The 19869-nt window shown below is 65.6% G+C and carries 13 protein-coding genes and 2 rRNA genes; 9 read left to right on the top strand and 6 right to left on the bottom strand.

From position 1 onward, the window contains the following. Together AC1AYR_RS09990 and rrf are read left to right on the top strand one after the other, a co-directional pair. A 23S ribosomal RNA gene (locus AC1AYR_RS09990) occupies positions 1-2461 on the top strand; the annotation flags it as partial. A 175-nt stretch (positions 2462-2636) separates the two neighbouring features. After that, positions 2637-2753: ribosomal RNA gene (gene rrf, locus AC1AYR_RS09985) — 5S ribosomal RNA — on the top strand. 435 nt (positions 2754-3188) lie between these two features. Here rrf and AC1AYR_RS09980 read toward each other — a convergent pair. Both AC1AYR_RS09980 and AC1AYR_RS09975 read right to left on the bottom strand, forming a co-directional pair. After that, a complete protein-coding gene (locus tag AC1AYR_RS09980; RefSeq protein WP_476512498.1) occupies positions 3189-4058 on the bottom strand; it encodes a nitroreductase family protein in 870 nt (289 codons plus the stop codon). A 96-nt stretch (positions 4059-4154) separates the two neighbouring features. After that, a complete protein-coding gene (locus tag AC1AYR_RS09975; protein ID WP_476512499.1) occupies positions 4155-4538 on the bottom strand; it encodes a DUF4235 domain-containing protein in 384 nt (127 codons plus the stop codon). 90 nt (positions 4539-4628) lie between these two features. On the opposite strand from AC1AYR_RS09975, the gene AC1AYR_RS09970 reads away from it, so the two are divergent. Continuing rightward, positions 4629-5342 carry a histidine phosphatase family protein gene (locus AC1AYR_RS09970; RefSeq protein WP_476512500.1) on the top strand — a complete coding sequence of 238 codons (714 nt, stop codon included), beginning with the start codon at positions 4629-4631 and terminating at the stop codon, positions 5340-5342. A 94-nt stretch (positions 5343-5436) separates the two neighbouring features. Here AC1AYR_RS09970 and AC1AYR_RS09965 read toward each other — a convergent pair whose 3' ends face one another. The 3 genes from AC1AYR_RS09965 to AC1AYR_RS09955 all read right to left on the bottom strand — a co-directional run bounded on the left by AC1AYR_RS09965 (position 5437) and on the right by AC1AYR_RS09955 (position 10352). Next, complete coding sequence (locus AC1AYR_RS09965; protein WP_476512501.1) at positions 5437-6450, bottom strand: LacI family DNA-binding transcriptional regulator; 1014 nt, start codon at positions 6448-6450, stop codon at positions 5437-5439. Positions 6451-6570: 120 nt separating this feature from the next. After that, positions 6571-8373 (bottom strand): glycoside hydrolase family 13 protein, encoded by a 1803-nt coding sequence (locus AC1AYR_RS09960; RefSeq protein ID WP_476512502.1) that lies wholly within the window; start codon positions 8371-8373, stop codon positions 6571-6573. Between the two features lie 242 nt (positions 8374-8615). After that, positions 8616-10352: an alpha-amylase family glycosyl hydrolase gene (locus AC1AYR_RS09955; protein WP_476512503.1), complete on the bottom strand. Its 1737-nt coding sequence runs from the start codon at positions 10350-10352 to the stop codon at positions 8616-8618. A gap of 256 nt (positions 10353-10608) precedes the next feature. Here AC1AYR_RS09955 and AC1AYR_RS09950 point away from each other — a divergent pair, with 256 nt between their 5' ends. The 6 genes from AC1AYR_RS09950 to AC1AYR_RS09925 all read left to right on the top strand — a co-directional run bounded on the left by AC1AYR_RS09950 (position 10609) and on the right by AC1AYR_RS09925 (position 18367). Then, entirely contained in the window at positions 10609-11844 is a 1236-nt protein-coding gene (locus AC1AYR_RS09950) for an extracellular solute-binding protein (protein WP_476512504.1), read from the top strand. A 208-nt stretch (positions 11845-12052) separates the two neighbouring features. Next, a complete protein-coding gene (locus tag AC1AYR_RS09945) occupies positions 12053-13426 on the top strand; it encodes a carbohydrate ABC transporter permease (RefSeq protein WP_476512530.1) in 1374 nt (457 codons plus the stop codon). 23 nt (positions 13427-13449) lie between these two features. Next, entirely contained in the window at positions 13450-14352 is a 903-nt protein-coding gene (locus AC1AYR_RS09940) for a sugar ABC transporter permease (protein ID WP_476512531.1), read from the top strand. Positions 14353-14545: 193 nt separating this feature from the next. Next, a complete protein-coding gene (gene pulA, locus AC1AYR_RS09935) occupies positions 14546-16711 on the top strand; it encodes a type I pullulanase (protein ID WP_476512505.1) in 2166 nt (721 codons plus the stop codon). Then, entirely contained in the window at positions 16704-17531 is an 828-nt protein-coding gene (locus tag AC1AYR_RS09930) for an HAD family hydrolase (protein ID WP_034530287.1), read from the top strand. The genes pulA and AC1AYR_RS09930 overlap by 8 nt, the downstream gene beginning before the upstream one ends. A 65-nt stretch (positions 17532-17596) precedes the next feature. Next, positions 17597-18367, top strand: a complete 771-nt coding sequence (locus AC1AYR_RS09925) for a TraX family protein (protein ID WP_034530288.1) — start codon at positions 17597-17599, stop codon at positions 18365-18367. Between the two features lie 24 nt (positions 18368-18391). On the opposite strand, the gene AC1AYR_RS09920 is transcribed toward AC1AYR_RS09925, so the two are convergent. Beyond that, the gene (locus AC1AYR_RS09920; protein WP_476512506.1) at positions 18392-19417 is read right to left on the bottom strand and encodes a LacI family DNA-binding transcriptional regulator; all 1026 of its coding nucleotides are present in this window, start codon (positions 19415-19417) and stop codon (positions 18392-18394) included. Positions 19418-19869 lie beyond the last annotated feature (452 nt).

Here is a 19869-nt window from a genome sequence, read left to right as displayed (position 1 = left end):
GTGGGGTGACGGCGTGCCTATCGAAAAATGAGTCTGCGAGTCAGTGGCAGGTGGCGAGCGTAACCCGTGTGGGGTACGCGTAGCGAAGGCGAGTCTGAATAAGGCGTTTGAGTCGCTTGTCCTGGACCCGAAGCGGGATGATCTAGCCCTGGTCAGGTTGAAGCGCGGGTAGGACCGTGTGGAGGACCGCACCCACCTGGGTTGAAAACCGGGGGGATGAACTGGGGCTGGGGGTGAAAGGCCAATCAAATTCCGTGATAGCTGGTTCTCTCCGAAATGCATTTGGGTGCAGCGTCGGGTGATTGCTTGCGGGGGGTAGAGCTACTGGATGCTTGAGGGCCCATACCGGGTACCGACAGCAACCAAACTCCGAATACCCGTCAAGTGTATCCCGGCAGTGAGTCGGCGGGGGATAAGCTCCGTCGTCGAGAGGGAGACAGCCCAGACCGTCGTTTAAGGTCCCGAAGCGCGTGCTAAGTGGGAAAGGATGTGGAGTCGCATAGACAGCCAGGAGGTTGGCTCAGAAGCAGCCATCCTTGAAAGAGTGCGTAACAGCTCACTGGTCTAGTGGTTCCGCGCCGACAATGTAGCGGGGCTCAAGCACGCCACCGAAGACGCGGCAGCGAACCTGGTTCGCTGGGTAGGAGAGCGTCCCATGCGGGTCGAAGCGGGCGTGGAAACGTCCGTGGACTGCATGGGAGTGAGAATGCAGACATGAGTAGCGAGAGACGGGTGGGAATCCCGTCCGCCGGATGACCAAGGGTTCCAGGGCCACGTTCGTCGTCCCTGGGTGAGTCGGGTCCTAAGGCGAGGCCGACAGGCGTAGTCGAATGGATGAACGGGTTGATATTCCCGTACCGGCCATGAACCGACAAGATCCGAAAGGTTGATGCTCACCTCCGGGCGTTCCCGCCCCGTCCTTCGGGATGGTTCGTGGGAGTGCTTGTTGGGAACCGATTCCCGGTAGGATAGCGTGTGGAGTGACGCGGATGGCAGGCCGGGTCCGGAGGTGGTTTTCCGGGTCCAAGCGTGCGGGGCCTTCCCCAGGCAAATCCGGGGATAGCATGGCCCGAGGCGTGATGGGGGCACCCTGTTGGGGTGTCTTCCGGTGGGTCCGTCCGTCGAGAAAAGCTTCGGCGCGAGGCGCATGGGCGCCCGTACCCCAAACCGACACTGGTGGTCAGGTAGAGCATACCAAGGCGATCGAGCGAATCCTGGTCAAGGAACTCGGCAAATCACTCCCGTTCCTTCGGTTTAAGGGAGACCCCTGACGGTGAACCGACTCTGCTCGGGGAGCGGTCGGGGGTGGCACAATCCAGGGGGTAGCGACTGTTTACCAAAAACACAGGTGCATGCGAAGGCGCAAGCCGCTGTATATGCACTGACGCCTGCCCGGTGCCGGAAGGTTAAGAGGATCCGTCAGCTTCGGCGAAGCGGTGAATTCAAGCCCCGGTAAACGGCGGTGGTAACTATAACCATCCTAAGGTAGCGAAATTCCTTGTCGGGTAAGTTCCGACCTGCACGAATGGCGTAACGACTTCCCCACTGTCTCGACCAGGAGCTCGGCGAAATTGCAGTACGAGTAAAGATGCTCGTTAAGCGCAGAAGGACGAAAAGACCCCGGGACCTTTACTATACCTTGGTATTGGCATTCGGTGTGGATTGTGTAGCATAGGCGGGAGACTGGGAAGCATGGACGCCAGATCGTGTGGAGTCGGAAGGTGAAATACCGCTCTGTTCGCATTGGATGTCTCACCACGAGCAGTGATCCTGCTCTGGGACAGTGCCTGGCGGGTAGTTTAACTGGGGCGGTTGCCTCCCAAAGAGTAACGGAGGCGCTCAAAGGTCCCCTCAGCCCGGTTGGCAATCGGGTGGCGAGTGCAAGTGCACAAGGGGGCTTGACTGCGAGACCGACGGGTCGAGCAGGGACGAAAGTCGGAACTAGTGATCCGGTGCCGGTGTACGGACGCGGCATCGCTCAACGGATAAAAGGTACCCCGGGGATAACAGGCTGATCATTCCCAAGAGTCCATATCGACGGGATGGTTTGGCACCTCGATGTCGGCTCGTCGCATCCTGGGGCTGGAGCAGGTCCCAAGGGTTCGGCTGTTCGCCGATCAAAGCGGCACGCGAGCTGGGTTCAGAACGTCGTGAGACAGTTTGGTCTCTATCCTCTGCGCTCGTCGGAATACTGAGGAGACCTGCCCATAGTACGAGAGGACCTGGGTGGACGAACCTCCGGTACGCCGGTTGTCACGCCAGTGGCACCGCCGGTTGGCTGCGTTCGGAAGGGATAACCGCTGAAAGCATCTAAGCGGGAAGCCCGCTCCAAGATAAGTATTCCCGGGGAGCCTTCGGGTTCCTGAGACCCCCCATGAAGAACACGTGGTCGATAGGCCGGACGTGGAAGCCCCGCAAGGGGTGGAGCCGACCGGTACTAACGGGGAAGCGCGACACACAACCCCACCCTCCAAGGAGGACACGGGGAGAGCATCGGCGAAGACTGCGCGAAACACGCGACACGGAACAACGGTCCGTGACCACAAAAACGATCAGCGACGCGTCCACCATCCGGTCCCCAAACCACCAGCCATCAGGAGACACGGGACACGATTCCCTCCTGATAATTGAAGATTTGCGGCGGTCATGGCCCAGGGGAGACGCCCGGACCCATTCCGAACCCGGAAGCTAAGACCTGGCACGGCGATGGTACTGCACCCGACAGGGTGTGGGAGAGTAGCACGCCGCCGCACCACAACGAGAACAGGACCCCGGTCGAGCAACAGCTCCCGGGGTCCTTCCCATACCACGACACGCACGCCACGTCACCACGCGCGCGTGCGACCACCCTCCGGCGCTACGCGCCACCTCCCGCCGGCGGGAGGAAACAACGGACACACGCGACGGGAACGAACCCGCCAGCCACCCACCGACACCACACGCGCGCGGGACACGAAAACCACCCTCCGGCGCTGGCGCGCCACCTCCCGCCAGCGGGAGGAAACAACGGACACACGCGACGGGAGCCCCGCGCCGCACGCGTCCTCACCGACACCACACACGGGGGCCGCCCACGAAGACCACCCTCCGGCGCTCACGCGCCACCTCCCGCCAGCGGGAGGAAACAACCAGGACACCGACGAAAGAGACGGCGGGAGGAAACAGGGGACGGCCGTTCTTGAGTTGTGTCAGCGGTCTAGGCGGAAGCCTTGGGCGGCTGCCTTGGGAAGCAGGCACTTGCCGCTGACGTCCTGCACGCCGACCTTGGCAATCTGATCACTGAACGCGTCCACCGGACGATCTGTGTTACGCAGATCGTAGTATTCGTGCACCGTCGCATCGAACTCGTCAAGACCTGACAGCATGGCGGCACCAACACCAACACCAACACCAACACCAACGCCAGCTCCAACACCGGTACCAGCTTCGGTATTGGTTTCCGTACTGGCGCCAACACAGGCATCGGCACCGCTGCCATCGGACGGATATGTGTTCTCGAAGAACTGCATCGTGCGCGGCATACGCGGCTTCAACGCGGGCTCCTGATCCGGCTTGCCGATGGCGATCGCCAGCACCGGATACGTGTATTCCGGCAGATGGCACACATCAATCAGACCGGGGATGTCGTTCAGCACGGAGCCGAGAATCACGCAGCCGAGTCCCAGCGAGTAGGCGGCGGTCTCCATCGCGTGCAGGGCGAGCACGGCATCGTTCTGCGCCTGCGTGAAGCGGTAGCTGGAATTCAGCGTCCACGCGTCACCATGCGCGTCGACGCCCTTGCGTTCGGCGATCAGCGCGTTGCGGTGCTCGTCGATGATGAACAGGTAGAGCAGCGGCGCCTGCGCGATGTACGGCTGATGCCCGAATTCGGCGAACCTCGCCTTGATCGCCGGATCGGTGATGCGAATCGCCGACCAATCGTTGAGATACTGGCTTGAGGCGGCGTGCTGCGCGACCGTTTCGAGCGCCGCGCGGGTGTCGTCGTCGATGGCCTCGTCTTTGAAGGCGCGGATCGAACGACGGTTCAACAGGGTTTCGATAGTGCTGTTAGTAACCATGACCCCATTGTCGTCCGCGCACTGGCCAAACGGCGACGCCGGTGCGCCGGCAGCGCACGTGCGTCGCCCTTCAGCGTCGCCCTTCAGCGTCGCCCTTCAGCGGCGGCGGCGGTGACGACGGTCGACGATCGCCTTGGATCCGCGGTCGGACAGCTGCGAGACGAGCGCGCCGAACGCGGCGGACAGCACGGTGAACAGCAGCTGCGTGAGGAATCCCTGCGGCGCGTCGGCGGCGAGACCGCGACGCACGTTACGACGGGATACGCCTCGATTCCACATGGTTTGGAACAGTTTGCCGCCGATCAGTCCCGCGAGCGACGGCAACGCCCATGTCACGATCTTGTCGCCGAGGGAATCGGGATCATTCAACCGGTGTGCGCGCATCGCGTCGACCTTCTCGTCGATACGATGGAACGCGGAGACGGCACGATCCGCCGACGATGGCCCTGCATGCGCCCCGCTATGCTTCTCATCACTCATAGCCTCCAGTCTACCGGCGCGTCGATCATCAATCGAACACCTCACGGCGATTCAGTGGAGTCGGGAGCGTTCACGGGCTACAGTGGAACCATGACTACACATCAATCGGACGGCACCGTAGCCGTCGACACGTCCCGTGGCGGCACCGGATACCTGGTGCTCCTGCGCCACGGGCAGACCGCATGGAGCCAATCGGGGCAGCACACTGGACGTACCGACATTCCGTTGACGGAGGTCGGCAGACAGCAGGCCGTGGATGCCGGCAAGCGTCTCGCGGCCGCGTTCCCCGGCGGATTCGACGAGGGGTGCGTGTTCTCCAGTCCGCTCGTGCGCGCGAGGGAGACGGCCGTGCTGGCCGGTTTCGAGCATCCGGGCACGTTGGACGGCATCGCCGAGTGGGATTACGGGTGCGCGGAAGGTCGCACACGCCAGCAGGTCGGCGAGATGGCGGGATTCCAGTGGGACGTGTGGCGTGACGGTCCGCGATCGCTGCCGGAGCATATGCAGGCTGATTGGGTGGAGACGCTGCCCGACGGCACGCAGGTGCCGGTGCATGACGGTGTCGGCGAGACCGTGGAGGAGGCGGCCGCCCGTGCGCGTGGCGCCATCGACGAGGTGCTGCCGCTGCTTGAGGCGGGGCACAACGTGCTGTTCGTCGCGCACGCGCATATCCTGCGTATCCTCACGTCGCAGTGGCTGGGCGTCGAACCGCGGTTCGCGCGTCTGCTGCGCCTCGACACGGCGCACTACTGCGTGCTCAGCAAGTACAAGGGCGACAACGTCATCGAACGCTGGAACTGCTAGTGCCGTCCGCTGAGGCCGTATGAAGGGCAGTCCGGTGGGGACTGCCCTTAGGCCGAAGGCTTGCCCGACAGGCAAGCGGGTGGGACTGTCGGCGCTAGCGTCGACCGGTGCTGGAACGGACCACCAGTTGCGCGGGGAGCGTGCGGAACCGGTGGTCCGTGTTGCGTCCGCGGATGAGGTCGAGGGTCATACGGGCGGCGATGCGCGCCGTTTCGACCGGGTTCTGGCGAATCGTCGTCAATCCGATGTCGTCGGCGTAGAAGCTGTCGTCATAGCCGAGAACGGACACGTCACCGGGCACGGAGAATCCGTTGCGCTCCAGCTGGAAGATGAGCGGCAGCGCGATGCCGTCCTCCTGACAGGCGATGGCGGTGGGCATCGTCGGCAGGCTCATCAGTTGCGTGACCACGCTGCCGATCTCGTAGTGGCCGTCGTCGTCGATCTGACATTCGATGGCATGCGGTTCGACGCCTTCTTTGCGGCAGTAGTCCATGAATCTGTCGAAACGGCCGCGTACGGAGAAGCTCAGTGAGACGTCGCGGTTCGTGGTGATGTACGCGATGTCGCGGTGTCCGAGCGTGAGCAGGTGGCGTGCGGCGAGCGTCGCGCCCTGCGCGTCGTCGATGGTGACGGACGCGGCGAAACCGTGCTGTTCGGAGTCGGCGCAGTTGATGCCGATGATCGGCACGTCGATCGACGCGAGCTGCGCGGTCTCGGCGGCGTCGATGTCGAACGACACGACGATGACCGCGTCGGCGTTGCGGCGCACCGGCAGCATCTCGAAGAACTCGCGGCGTTCCTCGATACTGGAGATCTGGAAGATGGAGATGTCGTAGCCTTCCGCATGGAAGATGTCGTTGAGCCCCTCGATCACGGAGGCGGTGAACCACATGCGGATGTGACCGCTCATCAGCACGGCGATGCGCAGCGATCGGCCGGATTTCAACGCGGCGGCGGAACGCGACAGGGAGAAGTTGAGTTCGTCGGCGAACTTGAGTACGCGTGCGCGGGTCTTCGCGTTCACCAGGTCGGGACGGGTGAACGATCGTGACACCGTCGAAATCGATACGCCCGCCGCTTTGGCGACATCCTGGATGTTGCTGTTCATGCGAACCACCTTGGTAACGGAAACAATCGAATCGTGTCCAGCTTACACGGGTGTGGCGGGTGACGAGGCGGCGGCTTGGATGCCGCCTCGTCACCCGCCACACCCGTCACTCAACCATCGTCAGTCGAGCACCCAGACGCTCACGTCCTGCGGCAGCCTGCCGTCGTCGGTCAGGTCAGCGGAGGCGAGCACGATCTCGCCGTCCGGCAGCGTGACCGGTTCGGCGCCGAAGTTCGTGATCGAGATGAGCGTGCGCGTGGCGCCGGCCGCCGTCGCGCCGTCGTCCGCGCTCGCGGCCGGACGGCGGTAGGCGATCACGTCGGCGCCCATGTCCACCCAGTCGAAGGTGGACGTGTCGCCGGTGGCGGTGAGCAGCTTGGCGCGCAGTGCGAGGATCGTGCGGTACAGGCTGAGCATCGACGTGTCGTCATGCTCCTCGACGTCCGCGGCGAAGTCGCGGAACCACAGGGGCTGCGGCAGGTGCGGCGCCGCGGCGGGCGTGCCGTCGGCCTTCTCGCGCGGCGAGAAGCCGAACGACGTGCCCGCGGCGAACCGGTCGCTCCATTCGGCGTGTGCGGCGGGCGTGCCGTCGCCGGACTCGTCCGCGACCCACGGCAGCGGCACGCGGCAGCCGTCGCGGCCCTTGTCGGTGGCGGCGCGGCGCGTGTTGAACGCGGTTGGATCCTCGAGACGATCCCACGGGATGTCCGCGACCTCGAACAGGCCGAGCTCCTCGCCCTGATAGACGTAGATGCCGCCGGGCAGGCCGAACTCCATGAGCGCGGCCGCACGGGCGCGCTTCGTGCCGAGCGCGCGGTCCTCGACATACGTGGAGCCGTCGCGCACCAGCCAGTCGTGTGCGAGCTGGTGGTAGGGCGCGTTCGGCACCTGCGGCAGACCGTAGCGGGTGGGGCTGCGCGGCACGTCATGATTGTTCATCACCCACGTGGTGGTCGAACCGTGCGTGGCCGCGGCCGCGCCGAGACCGCCTTCGATGGCGGCGCGAATCTCGTCCGGCAGCCATGCGGCCTTCGCGAAATCGAAGTTGAAGCACTGGCCGAGCTCGTCGGTGGAGGCGTACAGGTGCTGGTGTTCGGGCACGACCCACGCCTCGGCGACGGCGAAACGCGGCGGATCGTAGCGGTCGAACACCTCGCGGCGCCACTCGCGGTAGATCTCATGCACCTCGTGACGGTCCCACAGCGGGCTGGTGAAGTCGTGGCACAGCTGGTTCTGCACGTCGTTCGCGGCCATGTCCGCCAGCGGCGTGGAGTCGAGGTCCTTGGCGAGGCCGTGGGCCACGTCGATGCGGAAGCCGTCGGTGCCGTGGTCGGCCCAGAAGCGCAGGGTCTTCAGGAATTCGGCGTGGATGTCCGGGTTGTTCCAGTTGACGTCCGGCTGCTGCTTGGCGAACAGGTGGAGGTACCACTGGCCGTCGGGCACGCGCGTCCACGCGGGGCCGCCGAACATGGACTGCCAGTCGTTCGGCGGCAGTTCGCCATGTTCGCCGCGCCCCTCGCGGAAGATGTAGCGGTCGCGCGCGGGGGAGCCGGGAGCGGCGGCGAGGGCCTCCTGGAAGAAGACGTGCTTGTCGGCGGTGTGGTTCGGGACGATGTCGACCATCACCTTGATGCCGGCCTTGTGCGCGGCGGCGACCATCGCGTCGAAATCGTCCATCGTGCCGAGCCGCGGGTCGACGTTGCGGTAGTCGATGACGTCGTAGCCGCCGTCGGCGAGATCGGACGGGTAGAACGGGCTCAGCCAGATCGCGTCCACGCCGAGCTTCTCAAGATAGTCCATTTTCTCGGTGACGCCGGCGATGTCGCCGAGGCCGTCGCCGTTCACGTCCTTGAAACTGCGCGGGTAGACCTGATAGACGACTGCCTGCTTCCACCAGTCCTCATGCATGTTGTTCGCGGTCATGTATGTTCGCCCTCCTTTGGGTGCGTGCCGACGCCGGGTGCGGTGTTGCGGTCGGGCGACGGGCGGCTTTGTGGTGACGGGCCACGCCGGCCGTGCCGCGGCGCCTGCGGTTGTTGTGCGGTTATGATGCGTATTCCCTCGCGCGGCGAACGTCCTGCCACGTTGATGACAACGATAGCATCGTTGCCGTAGTAAGGATGACGGGGTGTCGTGCGACGGTTGGGAAGGGAACCGTGACGGTATCACTCAAGAATCGCGAACGACTGCGGCGGAAGCGTGAGCGAGCCGCCGTCGACCGACGGATCGCCGAGCGCGAGGGCGATCGTGCGCTCGCCGTCATCGCGCGCGGGCACGTCGATCGTGACGGTGCCGTGGCCGGGATTCATCGCGACGATCACGTCATCGACGATCGCGTCGCCGTCGGAACGTCCGCCGGAAACGTCGCGACGCGCGTCGGCGGCGTTCGCCTCGCCGGCGTCGCGCGCGACGCGGCGGAAGGCGAACGCGCGGCCGCCGTCGCGCCCCGCGACCACCTCGAAACCGGCGTGCGCGCGCAACGCGGGGCACGCGTGACGGAACGCGAGCAGCGTGCGCAGCCAATGCCACAACGATTGCGGATCGGCCTGCGCCGCCGCGACGGTAGGCGCGTCCGGCGCGGGGTCGACGGGCAGATACAGGTCGGCGACGCCGGTCGTGGGATCGGCCGGCGCTTCGGAGAATCCGAGATTCGGAGCGGCCGCGTCCCACTGCATCGGCGTGCGGCTGCCGGTGCGGACGTAGCCGCCCTCATGCGTGGGCAACGGGCGGTAGCGCATCGCGATCTCGTCGCCGTAGTAGACGAACGGGCAGCCGGGCATCGTCAGCAGCATGCCGTACGCGACCTTCAGTTCGCGCTCGGTCAGGCGCTGGCCGACGCGGATCGTGTCGTGATTGCAGGTGATGAGGTCGAACAGGCCGCCCGCGCGCTCGCAGTCGGCGAGCTGCGGCAGATACTGGTCGAGGAACGGTTTGATCGCCGCGCCGGAATCCGCGTTGAAATAACTGGCGTCGCCGTCGCGGACCAACGGGGTGTCGGTGTTGCGCAACAGCATGTTGTAGCCGTTCGGCCAGCCGCCCCAGCGCCAATCGAGATAGAAGTCCATGTCGAAGCCCGCCTGCATCGACTCGTAGGGGCGTCCCCACTCGGCGACGAACGCGGCCTCGGGGAATTCGGGGCGGATCTGCGCGAACATGTGCTGCCATGTGCGGATCGTGAACGGTTTGCCGTCGTCGTCGTGCTTGACGAGACTGTCGGACATGTCGACGCGGAAGCCGTCCGCGCCGCGGGAGAGCCAGAAGCGCATCACGTCGAGCATCGCGTCGCAGGTGGCGAGGGCGTCCGGGCCGAGCGCCGGCTTCTGCCACGGCTGCTTCGGGTGCGCGAACCCGTAGTTGAGCGCCGGCTGGCATTTGAAGAAGTTTAGAATGTACGTGCCGTCGCGTTCGGCCTCGCCGCCGACGAACGGCAGGCCGTCGCCGCCCGCGATCCAGCAGTCCGTCCAGATGTAGCGTTCGGACACGTCGTCGGCCGTGCCGGTGCCGTCCGTGACGACGCGGCTGGCCGGGTCGGGGAGGGCGGATGCCCGGAACCAGGCGTGCTCTTCGCTGGTGTGGCCGGGGACGAGGTCGAGCAGGACGTGCATGCCGCGGGCGTGCGCCTCCTCGAAGAGATGTTCGAGGTCCGCGTTCGTGCCGTAGCGCGGCGCGACCTTCGTGTAGTCGCGCACGTCGTAGCCGGCGTCCTTGAACGGCGAATCGTAGCAGGGGTTGATCCACAGCGCGTTGCAGCCGAGGTCGCGGATGTAGTCGAGTTTGGCGATGATGCCCGGGATGTCGCCGATGCCGTCGCCGTTCGTGTCGTTGAACGACTGCGGGTAGACCTCGTAGAAGACCGCGTCGGCGAGCCATGCGGGACGGGTGTGTCGTGTTGTCTCATCCATGAAAACTCCAATGTTCATGCGGTTTCTCGTCATTGACCAACGATTGCAATTCTAGCAGGGAAACGCGAAATGCGAACGTATGCAGAAACGGTGCTACACTGTGAGCCAACGATGTTCCGCAGCGTTGCAAATACAAGGCATCTCAACGCCCCAAAGCGGTGGTGTTAACGTATTCAGCGATAATGTCAATTCGGCATTGCAAACGTGGTCATCGTGAAGTTGGAGAGTCGACTGAACAGGAAAGGAACGATCGAAGATGATCAGTTGGAAGAAGAAGCTTGTCGGACTTGTCGCCGCGACCGCCATGCTGGCGCCGCTCGCCGCATGCGGTTCCGATTCGGGTGATTCCGCGCAGGGCGCCGACGGCGGCGCCGTCACGCTGAGCGTCTGGGCCCCGCAGGAGGACCAGGACGGCAATGACTCGTGGCTGAGCCAGGTCGAGAAGGGCTTCGAAAAGGCACACCCCGAGTACAAGATCACGTGGAAGAACGACGTCGTCTCCGAAGGCGACGCCTCCAAGCAGGTCCAGACCGATCCGTCCGCCGCGGCCGACGTCTACATGTTCGCCTCCGACCAGCTCGGCGCGCTCATCAAGCTGGGTGCGATCGGCGAGCTCGGCACCGACGCCGCCAAGCAGATCAAGAAGCAGGACGGCAGCCTCGAAGTCGATTCCGTCACCGGCTCCGACGGCAAGTACTACGGCGTGCCGTACACCGACAACACGTGGTTCCTGTACTACAACAAGGCGAAGTTCTCCGACGACGACGTCAAGAGCCTCGACACGATGCTCTCCAAGGGCGTCGTCGCCTTCCCGCTGGCCGACTCCTGGTACCTCGGCGGCTTCTACGACGGCCTGACGCTCTTCGGCGAGAAGGGCAACGACGAGAAGGCCGGCATGGTCTTCCCGAAGGATTCAGCCGACATCACCACGTATCTGGTGGACATGGCCGCCAACCCGAACTTCCACAACAGCGCCGACAACTCCGGCCTGTCCGAGATCCAGGCCGGCACCGCCGACGCGTTCTTCTCAGGCTCCTGGTCCGCCGCCGACATCAAGAAGGCCCTCGGCGACGACATGGGCGTCGCCCAGCTGCCGACCTTCACCGTCAACGGTGAGACCAAGCAGATGAAGTCCTTCGCCGCCACCAAGGCCGCCGCCTACAACCCGAACGCCAAGAACCCGAAGGCCGCCGCCCAGTTCGCCGCCTACCTCGGCTCCACCGAGGCGCAGAAGCTGCACTACACGACCCGCGGCATCATCCCGACCGACAAGTCCCTCGCCGCCCTGACCGCCGATGACGCGGTCGCCAAGGCCCAGTCCGACACGATGGCCAACACCGCCATCCTGCAGTCCGGTCTCGCCGGCATGAACGACTGGTGGACCCCGGCCGAGACCTTCGGCAAGGCCATCGTCAACAAGGAGGTCACGGCCGACAACGCCGCGGCCAAGACCGACGCCTGGGTCAAGTCCGTCGGATCCTACGCCAAGTGATTCCCGCGGGGTCGGGTCCTCCCTCCTTCGGGGCCCGGCCCCGTTCCCTCGTCGGCCGGCAGCGGCCGGCGACGATCGTCGAACATCAACCATCGATCGTCGAACATCAACCATCGATCATCGATCCACACGTAACAATTCCACACGTATCAATCATGTTGAGAGGCGGTAGGGTGCAATGACTTCGGCAACCCTTTCCCCGCGCGAGATGAAACGCCGTCGCAGGATGGGCGCGGACTACGTGGCACCGTCGCCGTATTCGGTGCGCAACGCGTTGACCCGCGGCGACGTGTTCACGAAACTGTCCGCCCTGGTCTTCGGGCTGGGTAATCTCGTGCGCAAGCAATTCGTCAAGGGCGTGCTGTTCCTCGCCCTGGAGATCGCGTTCATCGTGTTCATGGCCGTCAGCGGTGCCGGCTACCTGTCGAAGCTGCCCGGCCTGGGTAGCCAGAAGCAGGGCAAGACGCTCGTCGACGGCTTCTGGGTATACACCAAGGGCGACAATTCGGTGGTCATCCTCCTGTACGGCGTGTGCACCGTCGTGCTCATCGCCGCGTTCGCCGTCCTGTGGGCGGTGTCCGTGCGCAGCGCCTACCGGGCCGAATGCGAGGCCCGCGAGCACGGCCATGCGCCGACCTTCCGCGAGGACCTGCACGAGTTGACCGACGGCCGCGCGCACCAGCTGCTCATGTTCCTGCCGACGCTCGGCATCCTCGTGTTCACCGTCCTGCCGCTGATCTTCATGATCTCGATGGCGTTCACCAGCTACGACCACGACCATCTCGTCCTGTTCGACTGGGTGGGCTTCGAGAACTTCGGCAAGGTGTTCTCCAACAGCGGCGGCACCGTCAATGCGGGCCTGTTCGTGTCCGTGCTGGTCTGGACGCTCGTGTGGGCGTTCTTCGCCACGTTCCTCAACTTCTTCCTCGGCTTGTTCTTCGCGATGGTCATCAACCGCAGGACCACGAGGTTCAAGGGGTTCTGGCGCGCCTGCTTCTCGATGTCCATCGCCGTGCCGCAGTTCGTCTCGCTGCTCGTGATGCGCACGATGCTCCAGCCGACCGGCGCCGTCAACCGCCTGCTCATGGAATGGGGGTGGATCGACTCCGCGCTGCCGTTCTTCACGAACGCCACGTGGGCGCGCGTCACCGTCATCATCATCAACCTGTGGGTCGGCATCCCGTACACGATCATGCAGATCACCGGCATCCTGCAGAACATCCCCGCCGACCTGTACGAGGCGGCGCGGCTCGACGGCGCGAACTGGTGGCAGATCTTCACGCAGATCACGATGCCGTACATCATCTTCGTGCTCACCCCGTACCTCATCACCACGTTCACCGGCAACGTGAACAACTTCAACGTGATCTACCTGCTGTCCGGCGGCGACCCGACGCCGATCGGCTCGTCCGCGGGCAAGACCGACCTGCTCATCACGTGGCTGTACAAGCTGACCGTCGACAAGGGCGACTACAACCTCGGCGCGGTCATCGGCATCATGACGTTCATCGTCCTCGCGGTGGTGTCGCTCGTCACCTACCGCAATTCGGGTTCCTACAAGAACGAGGAGGCGTTCCGATGAGCAAGCACAGCGAAACCGCCGTCATGGAGGATGCGACCGGCGGCGTGGTGAAGGCCGAATCCCACGGCCTCATGCACGATTCCCGTAAGCGCCGCATCCTCGGCGACGTGCTCGCGCACCTGTTCCTCGCCGTCATGGCGGTGATCTGGCTGATCCCGATTGTGTGGGTGTTCGCGGAAAGCTTCAACAAGAACACCGCGCCGTACACGAAGACGTTCTTCCCGACCGAGTTCTCGCTGGACAACTACATCGCGCTGTTCACCGACAAATCGGTGCTCGACTTCCCGAAGATGTTCGCGAACACGTTCATCGTCGCATGCTTCACGTGCGTGATCTCGATCGCGTTCGTGCTGTCCGTCGCGTACTGCATGAGCCGTCTGCGCTTCCGCACGCGCCGCACGTTCATGAACGTGGTGCTCATCCTCGGCATGTTCCCCGGCATCATGGCCGTCTCCGCGATCTACTTCATCCTCAAGGCGATGGGCCTGACCGGCGACGGCATGACGATCCTCGCGCTGATTCTCGTGTATTCGGCCGGCACCGGCGCGGGCTTCTACGTGATGAAAGGCTACATGGACACGATTCCCACCTCGCTCGACGAGGCGGCGCTGCTCGACGGCTGCACCCGCCTGCAGGTGTTCACGAAGATCATCGTCCCGATCTGCAAGCCGATGATCGTCTACCAGGCCATCATCGGATTCCTCACCCCGTGGCTCGACTTCGTCATGGCGAAGGTGATCTGCCGCACGCAGTCGAACTACACGGTGGCGCTCGGACTGTGGCTCATGCTGCAGAAGGAGTACATTCAGAACTGGTACGCCCGCTTCGCCGCGGCCGCCGTCCTGATCTCCATCCCCATCGCCATTCTCTTCATCGTCATGCAGCGCTTCTACCAGGAGTCCATGGCGGGATCGGTAAAGGGCTGAGGCCACCAAGGAAGCCCAGTGGGCTTCCGACTGGCCTCAGCCTGAGTGAGGCGACAGCCGAACGAAGGCAGGATCGGGCCCGGCCGCAGGCCGGTCCGTTCTTGCGGGGCCGGAGGAGGGCCGTCACTTGCATATCATCGCGGCGCTCGCCGGCCTGTCCGGCGGGCGCCGCGTTCCATGAAAGGAGACTTCGATGGAGAAGCCCGTGCAGATTCCGGCCGTGGCCGCCGGCACACCCGCCGAGCCGGCCCTGCCGTGCCCCGATCTGCCGGTATACGCCGGCGGCGATTTGGGCGCGCGTCCGGACGCCGCAGGCACCACGTTCCGCGTGTGGGCGCCGACCGCGTCCGGCGTGACGCTGCGGTTGTTCCGCTACGGTTCGGACGCCGAGTCCGCCGTCGAGGAGCCCGCGGCGTCCATCGCCGGCGCCGCGGAATCCGCGGGCGACTGCGCCGGCCCGTTCGCCTCGCGCGACCTCGTCCCCGGCGCGGACGGCACGTGGGCGGCGCGCTGCGACGGCGTCGGCCACGGCGTCTACTACGACTATCTCGTCCGATTCCCCGACGGCACGACGCACCGCACCGCCGACCCGTGGGCGCGCGCGGCCGGCGTGAACGGCCGGCGCAGCATGGTCGTCGACCTCGCGCGCACCGACCCGGACGGCTGGGAGGCCGACCGTCGCCCGCACGTCGCCAGCCACGACCTTGTCATCTGGGAGACGCATGTCGGCGACTTCAGCGACGACATGCACAGCGGCGTCCCGTTCGAGCATCGCGGCACGTATCTCGCGTTCACCTACGACGACACGAGCGTCGACGGCGACGGCGAATTCCCCACATGCGTCGCCTACCTGAAGCATCTCGGCGTGACCGCCGTCCAGCTCATGCCGTTCTACGACTACGGTTCCATCGACGAATCCCTCGCGCACGACGATCCGCGCCACGGCTTCAACTGGGGCTATGATCCGCTCAACTACAACGTGCCTGAAGGCTCGTACAGCACCGACCCGTTCCACGGCGAGGTGCGCATCAGGGAGTGCAAGCGCATGATCCAGGCGCTGCACGCCGCCGGCATCAAGGTCATCATGGACGTGGTCTACAACCACATGTTCTCCACGGACAACTGGTTCGAGCGCATGATCCCCGGCTACTGCCTGCGCCGCCGCGCCGACGGCACGTTCGCGGACGGCTCCGCCTGCACGAACGACGTGGCCACCGAGCATCCGATGATGCGCCGCTACATCGTGGATTCGGTGACGTACTGGGCGCGCGAATACCATATCGACGGATTCCGCTTCGACCTGATGGGACTCATCGACGTCGACACGATGAACGCGATCCGCACCGCGCTCGACGAGCTGCCGGGCGGCGCGACGATCCTCATGCACGGCGAGCCGTGGTCGGCGCGCAGGACCGCGCTCGACCCGGCCGCCGGCGTCGTCCTCGCCGACAAACGCGGCCTGCCGTACCTGAGCCCGCGCATCGGCGCGTTCTGCGATACGACGCGCGACGCGGTGCGCGGCCACATCTTCTATCACAAGGAGCCCGGATACCTGTCCGGCGCGGCCGCCGACTACGCGGACGACATCCGCCATGCGGCGGACGCGTGGCGCGGCACGCCGCACGAGACCGCATCCGTCGCGCAGGTCATCCAATACGTCTCCGCGCACGACGACCTCACGTTGTGGGACAAACTGTGCGCCGCGATGCGCCGGCTCCCCACGGAAGCCGACTACGCGGCGGACGACGTTGACTCCGGCGGCCGGTGCGCGGACCTCATGGCCGCGAACCGGCTCGCCGCCGGCATCGTGTTCACCGCCGCCGGCGTGCCGTTCCTGCTGTCCGGCGAGGAGTTCGCGCGCACCAAGCGCGGCGACTCCGACTCCTACCGCAGTCCCGCCGCGCTCAACCGGCTCGACTGGAGGCGCGCGCGACGGCTCGCGCGCCTCGTCGAGCACTATCGCACGCTCATCGCGTTGCGACGCGGCAACCCCGCGTACTTCGGCGGCGCGCGCACGATCGTGCCGCGCGACGACGAGGTGGTCGTGTTCCGCGTCGGCGACGACTGCGTGGCCGTCAACCCGACCGACGACGTGCGCACGCAGCCGACCGTCGCCTTGGAGACGCCCGCCCCGTACGACGAGGTCGCGAAGATCGCGCCCGACGACTGGCGGTGCCTCTATTGCGCCGCCGACGGGTTCGCGTCCGGTCCGGCCGCGGCATGCGATTGGGCTGTTCCGTCCGATGCCGAGCGGGCGTCCGACGACGCGGCCGCCCTGCCGCTGCCGTCCGTGGAGGATCGCGAGATGCCGCTGCCCCCGTACAGCATCACCGTGTGGAGGAGAAGACGTCATGCCTGAGCCCGTTCGTGAACGCCGCTATGACACGGTGTTCTTCGACCTGTACGGCACGTTGGTGGACATCCGCACCGACGAGGAGTCGCCGGCCGCGTGGGAGGCGTTGCGCGAGGTGCTGGAGGACCATTCCGGCGTGACGTTCCGTGACGCGGCCGCGCTCAAGGCCTGGTTCGATACGCTGGCCGCGCCGGTGCTGGCACGGGCGGCCGACGCGCGCGGCGGGAACGCCGAGCCCGACCTGCTGCCCGTATATGCGGCGTTGGCGGCGGAGCGGACGGTCGTCGACCCCGCCTCTAGGGGTCCGCGGGCGGTCGCGATGGCCGACGTGGGCGAGCTGGCCAATCTCGGGCCGACGGTGCTGCCGTGGGCCCTGCGGCTGGCGTGGACGTTCCGGCGCGCCAGCACCAACCTGCTGCGTCTCTACCCGGGCGCCGCGGCCATGCTCACGCGGCTGCGCGAGGCGGGCCTCACGGTGGTGCTCGTCAGCAACGCGCAATCGGGCTACACGCGGCCGGAACTGCGCTGGCTGGACTTGGAGCCGCTGTTCGACGGCATCGTCATCTCCAGCGAGGTGGGCGTGCGCAAGCCGTCGCCGGACATCTACCACATCGCGCTGGACGGGGTCCTGGCCGATCCGGGCCGCACGGTGATGGTCGGCAACGACGAGCGCGCGGACATCCTCGGCGCGAAGGGAGCGGGCATCGACGGCGTCTACCTGCGCACCGCGATCTCCCCGCAGGACGATCCGCAGGCCAGCACGCACGCCGTCCTATCCTTGGACGGCCCCGATTATGCTGGGCTCATGGAGTTTCTGGGCGTCTGAGCGCCCTGGGGCGTGTCGGTCGGACGGGCGATGCCGAAAGGGCGTATGAACGCAATGGAGGAACGATGAACGACATCGAAATGGAACGACAGCGCAGGCAGGCCGCGGGCGGCAGGCGCCGCAAGGGCCTATCCGTGTTCCGGCTCAAGGTGGTCGCCGCGGTGTTCATGGCCCTGTCCGTCGCCTCCACCACGCTCGTGCCGCTGCTGGTCGGCCCGCCCACGGCGGACAACATGACCGGCCTGACCGTGGCCGTGGTGTGCGAGGTGGCCTCCTGGTGCGCGGTGCCGATCTACGCGTGGCTGCTGGTGAACGGCCTGAGGCATACGCGCAGCGTGTCCCGCTACGCGCTGCGGCTGCTCGTGCTGGCCGTGGTGTGCGAGGCGCCGTACATGCGGCTCATGACCGGGCACTGGTTCGACATGCGCGCCCACAACCCGGTGTGGGGCCTGCTGGTGACGCTCGTGGTGCTCGTGGCCGCCGACCGGATTGCGGAGCGGTACGCGGGCGCGCCGCGCGTGCTGCTCACCGTGGCGGTGGTCGTTGCCGGCGTGCTGTGGGATCTGCTGCTGCGCGTGGGGGTGAGTCAGCAGGTCATGTACACCGGCGTGCTCACGTTGGCGTTCTCGCTGGTATTCCGCTATCTCGGCGCCCATGAGAACACGATGATGTTCACCGCCGGCCTGCTGGGCGCGGTGATGTGCATCACGCCGGGCGTGGGCGTGGCGTTCCTGCACTACCGCAACGATGAGCCCGGCTGGCGGCACGCGTGGGCGAAGTGGGTGTTCTACGCGCTCTACCCGGCCATGCTTGCGGCCGGTTGCCTGATGCTGTGACCTGCGGCGGCCGTTGATCTGTGGCTAGTCCTCCACCGGGGCGTCGGAGCCTCGCAGCACGAGTTGCGCCTCCACCACCTCGTGCGGCTTGAGCAGCGTCTTGCCGTCGATGAGCTTCAGCGCCTTGGCGGCGGCGGAACGGCCCATCGCGTACGGGTCCTGGCGCATGGTGGTGAGGTTGATGGTGTCCGCGTAGGGGCTGTCGTCGAAGCCGACGATCGAATAGTCGCGCGGGGTTCGGTGCCCGTAGCGTCCGAGCTTGATGACGAGCGGGATGGCCATCATGTCCATCTGGCAGCAGATGGCGTCCGGGAATTCGTTCAGCGCGAGCAGCGCGGAGAGCGTGGAGTCCGCGAACGCCGGGCCGCGCGGCACGGACAGCACCCGCCAGTCGAGGTCCGTGTTGCCTTTGTCCTGCGCGCTTTTGCAGGCGCGGATGAAGCCGCGGCTGCGCGCGTCGATGGAGGAGTCGAGCAGGGCGGCCTCCGAGCATGGGTAGACGATGCGCTTGTGGCCCAGATTGATGAGATGCTGGGCGGCGGTGAACATGCCCTGCTCGTCGTCGATGCTGATGGTCGCGTCGAAGCCGTCCGAGGAGGGCGTGTTGATGCCGATGATGGGCACGTGGATGCGCTTGAGCTGCTCCACCTCGTGCGGGTCGATGGCGAACGAGGCCACGAACACGGCGTCCACGTTGCGCCGGATGGGCAGGTCGCCGAAGAATTCGCGGCGGTTGGCCTCGGTGTCGATGTGCTGGAAGAGGGAGATGTCGTAGCCGGCGGGGTGCATGACCGATTCGATGCCGGCGAAGGTCTGCGTGTTGAACCAGCTGGTGATCTCCTCGTTCATGAGCATGGCCACGCGGTTGGTGCGCCCGGACTTGAGCGCGGTGGCGGAGCGGGAGATGTTGAAGTCGAGCCGGTCGGCCACTTCGAGCACCTTGGCGCGGGTCTTCGCGGAGACGAGCTCCGGGCGGGTGAAGGCGCGGGACACCGTGGAGATGGAGACGCCGGCTTCCTTCGCCACCTCGTGGATGTCTGACTTGGCCATGGTGCTCCTCCTTGCCGTGCGGTGCGTGCGGGTGCGTGGTCGCGTCTGCCGGCGCGTGCGGTTGCGCCGTGTCGTCCCGTCCGTGCCGCCCGTACCTGTGGGCGATGATACTTCGGTGTGTCGTCGGATGACATGACCATCATACGCTGCAAACGTTTGCGAAACGTCGCGGGTCGCCATACCGAGCGTGATGCAGTAAGTACTGCACATTGTTGCAAACGTATGCACTCGATGGGGGTGAATGGAGACGTATCGACCGCACTTGCGGCGGCATACGTGTCACCGAAACCTCTTTTCACAAACCTGAGCGGACTTCGCTCAGGTTTTTGTGTTGAAAGTGGGAATAAAACTTGCGGAGTGGAAGTTGAGTGGTGTAGGCTCAAGTTTTGGAACGGCAAAGGGCCGGGCGGTCGGGCCGCACCGATCGCATCCGGAACTTGAGCGAAGAACGT

This window comes from Bifidobacterium sp. LH_417 (assembly GCF_056357035.1).
This window is presented reverse-complemented; position numbering and strand designations above follow the sequence as displayed.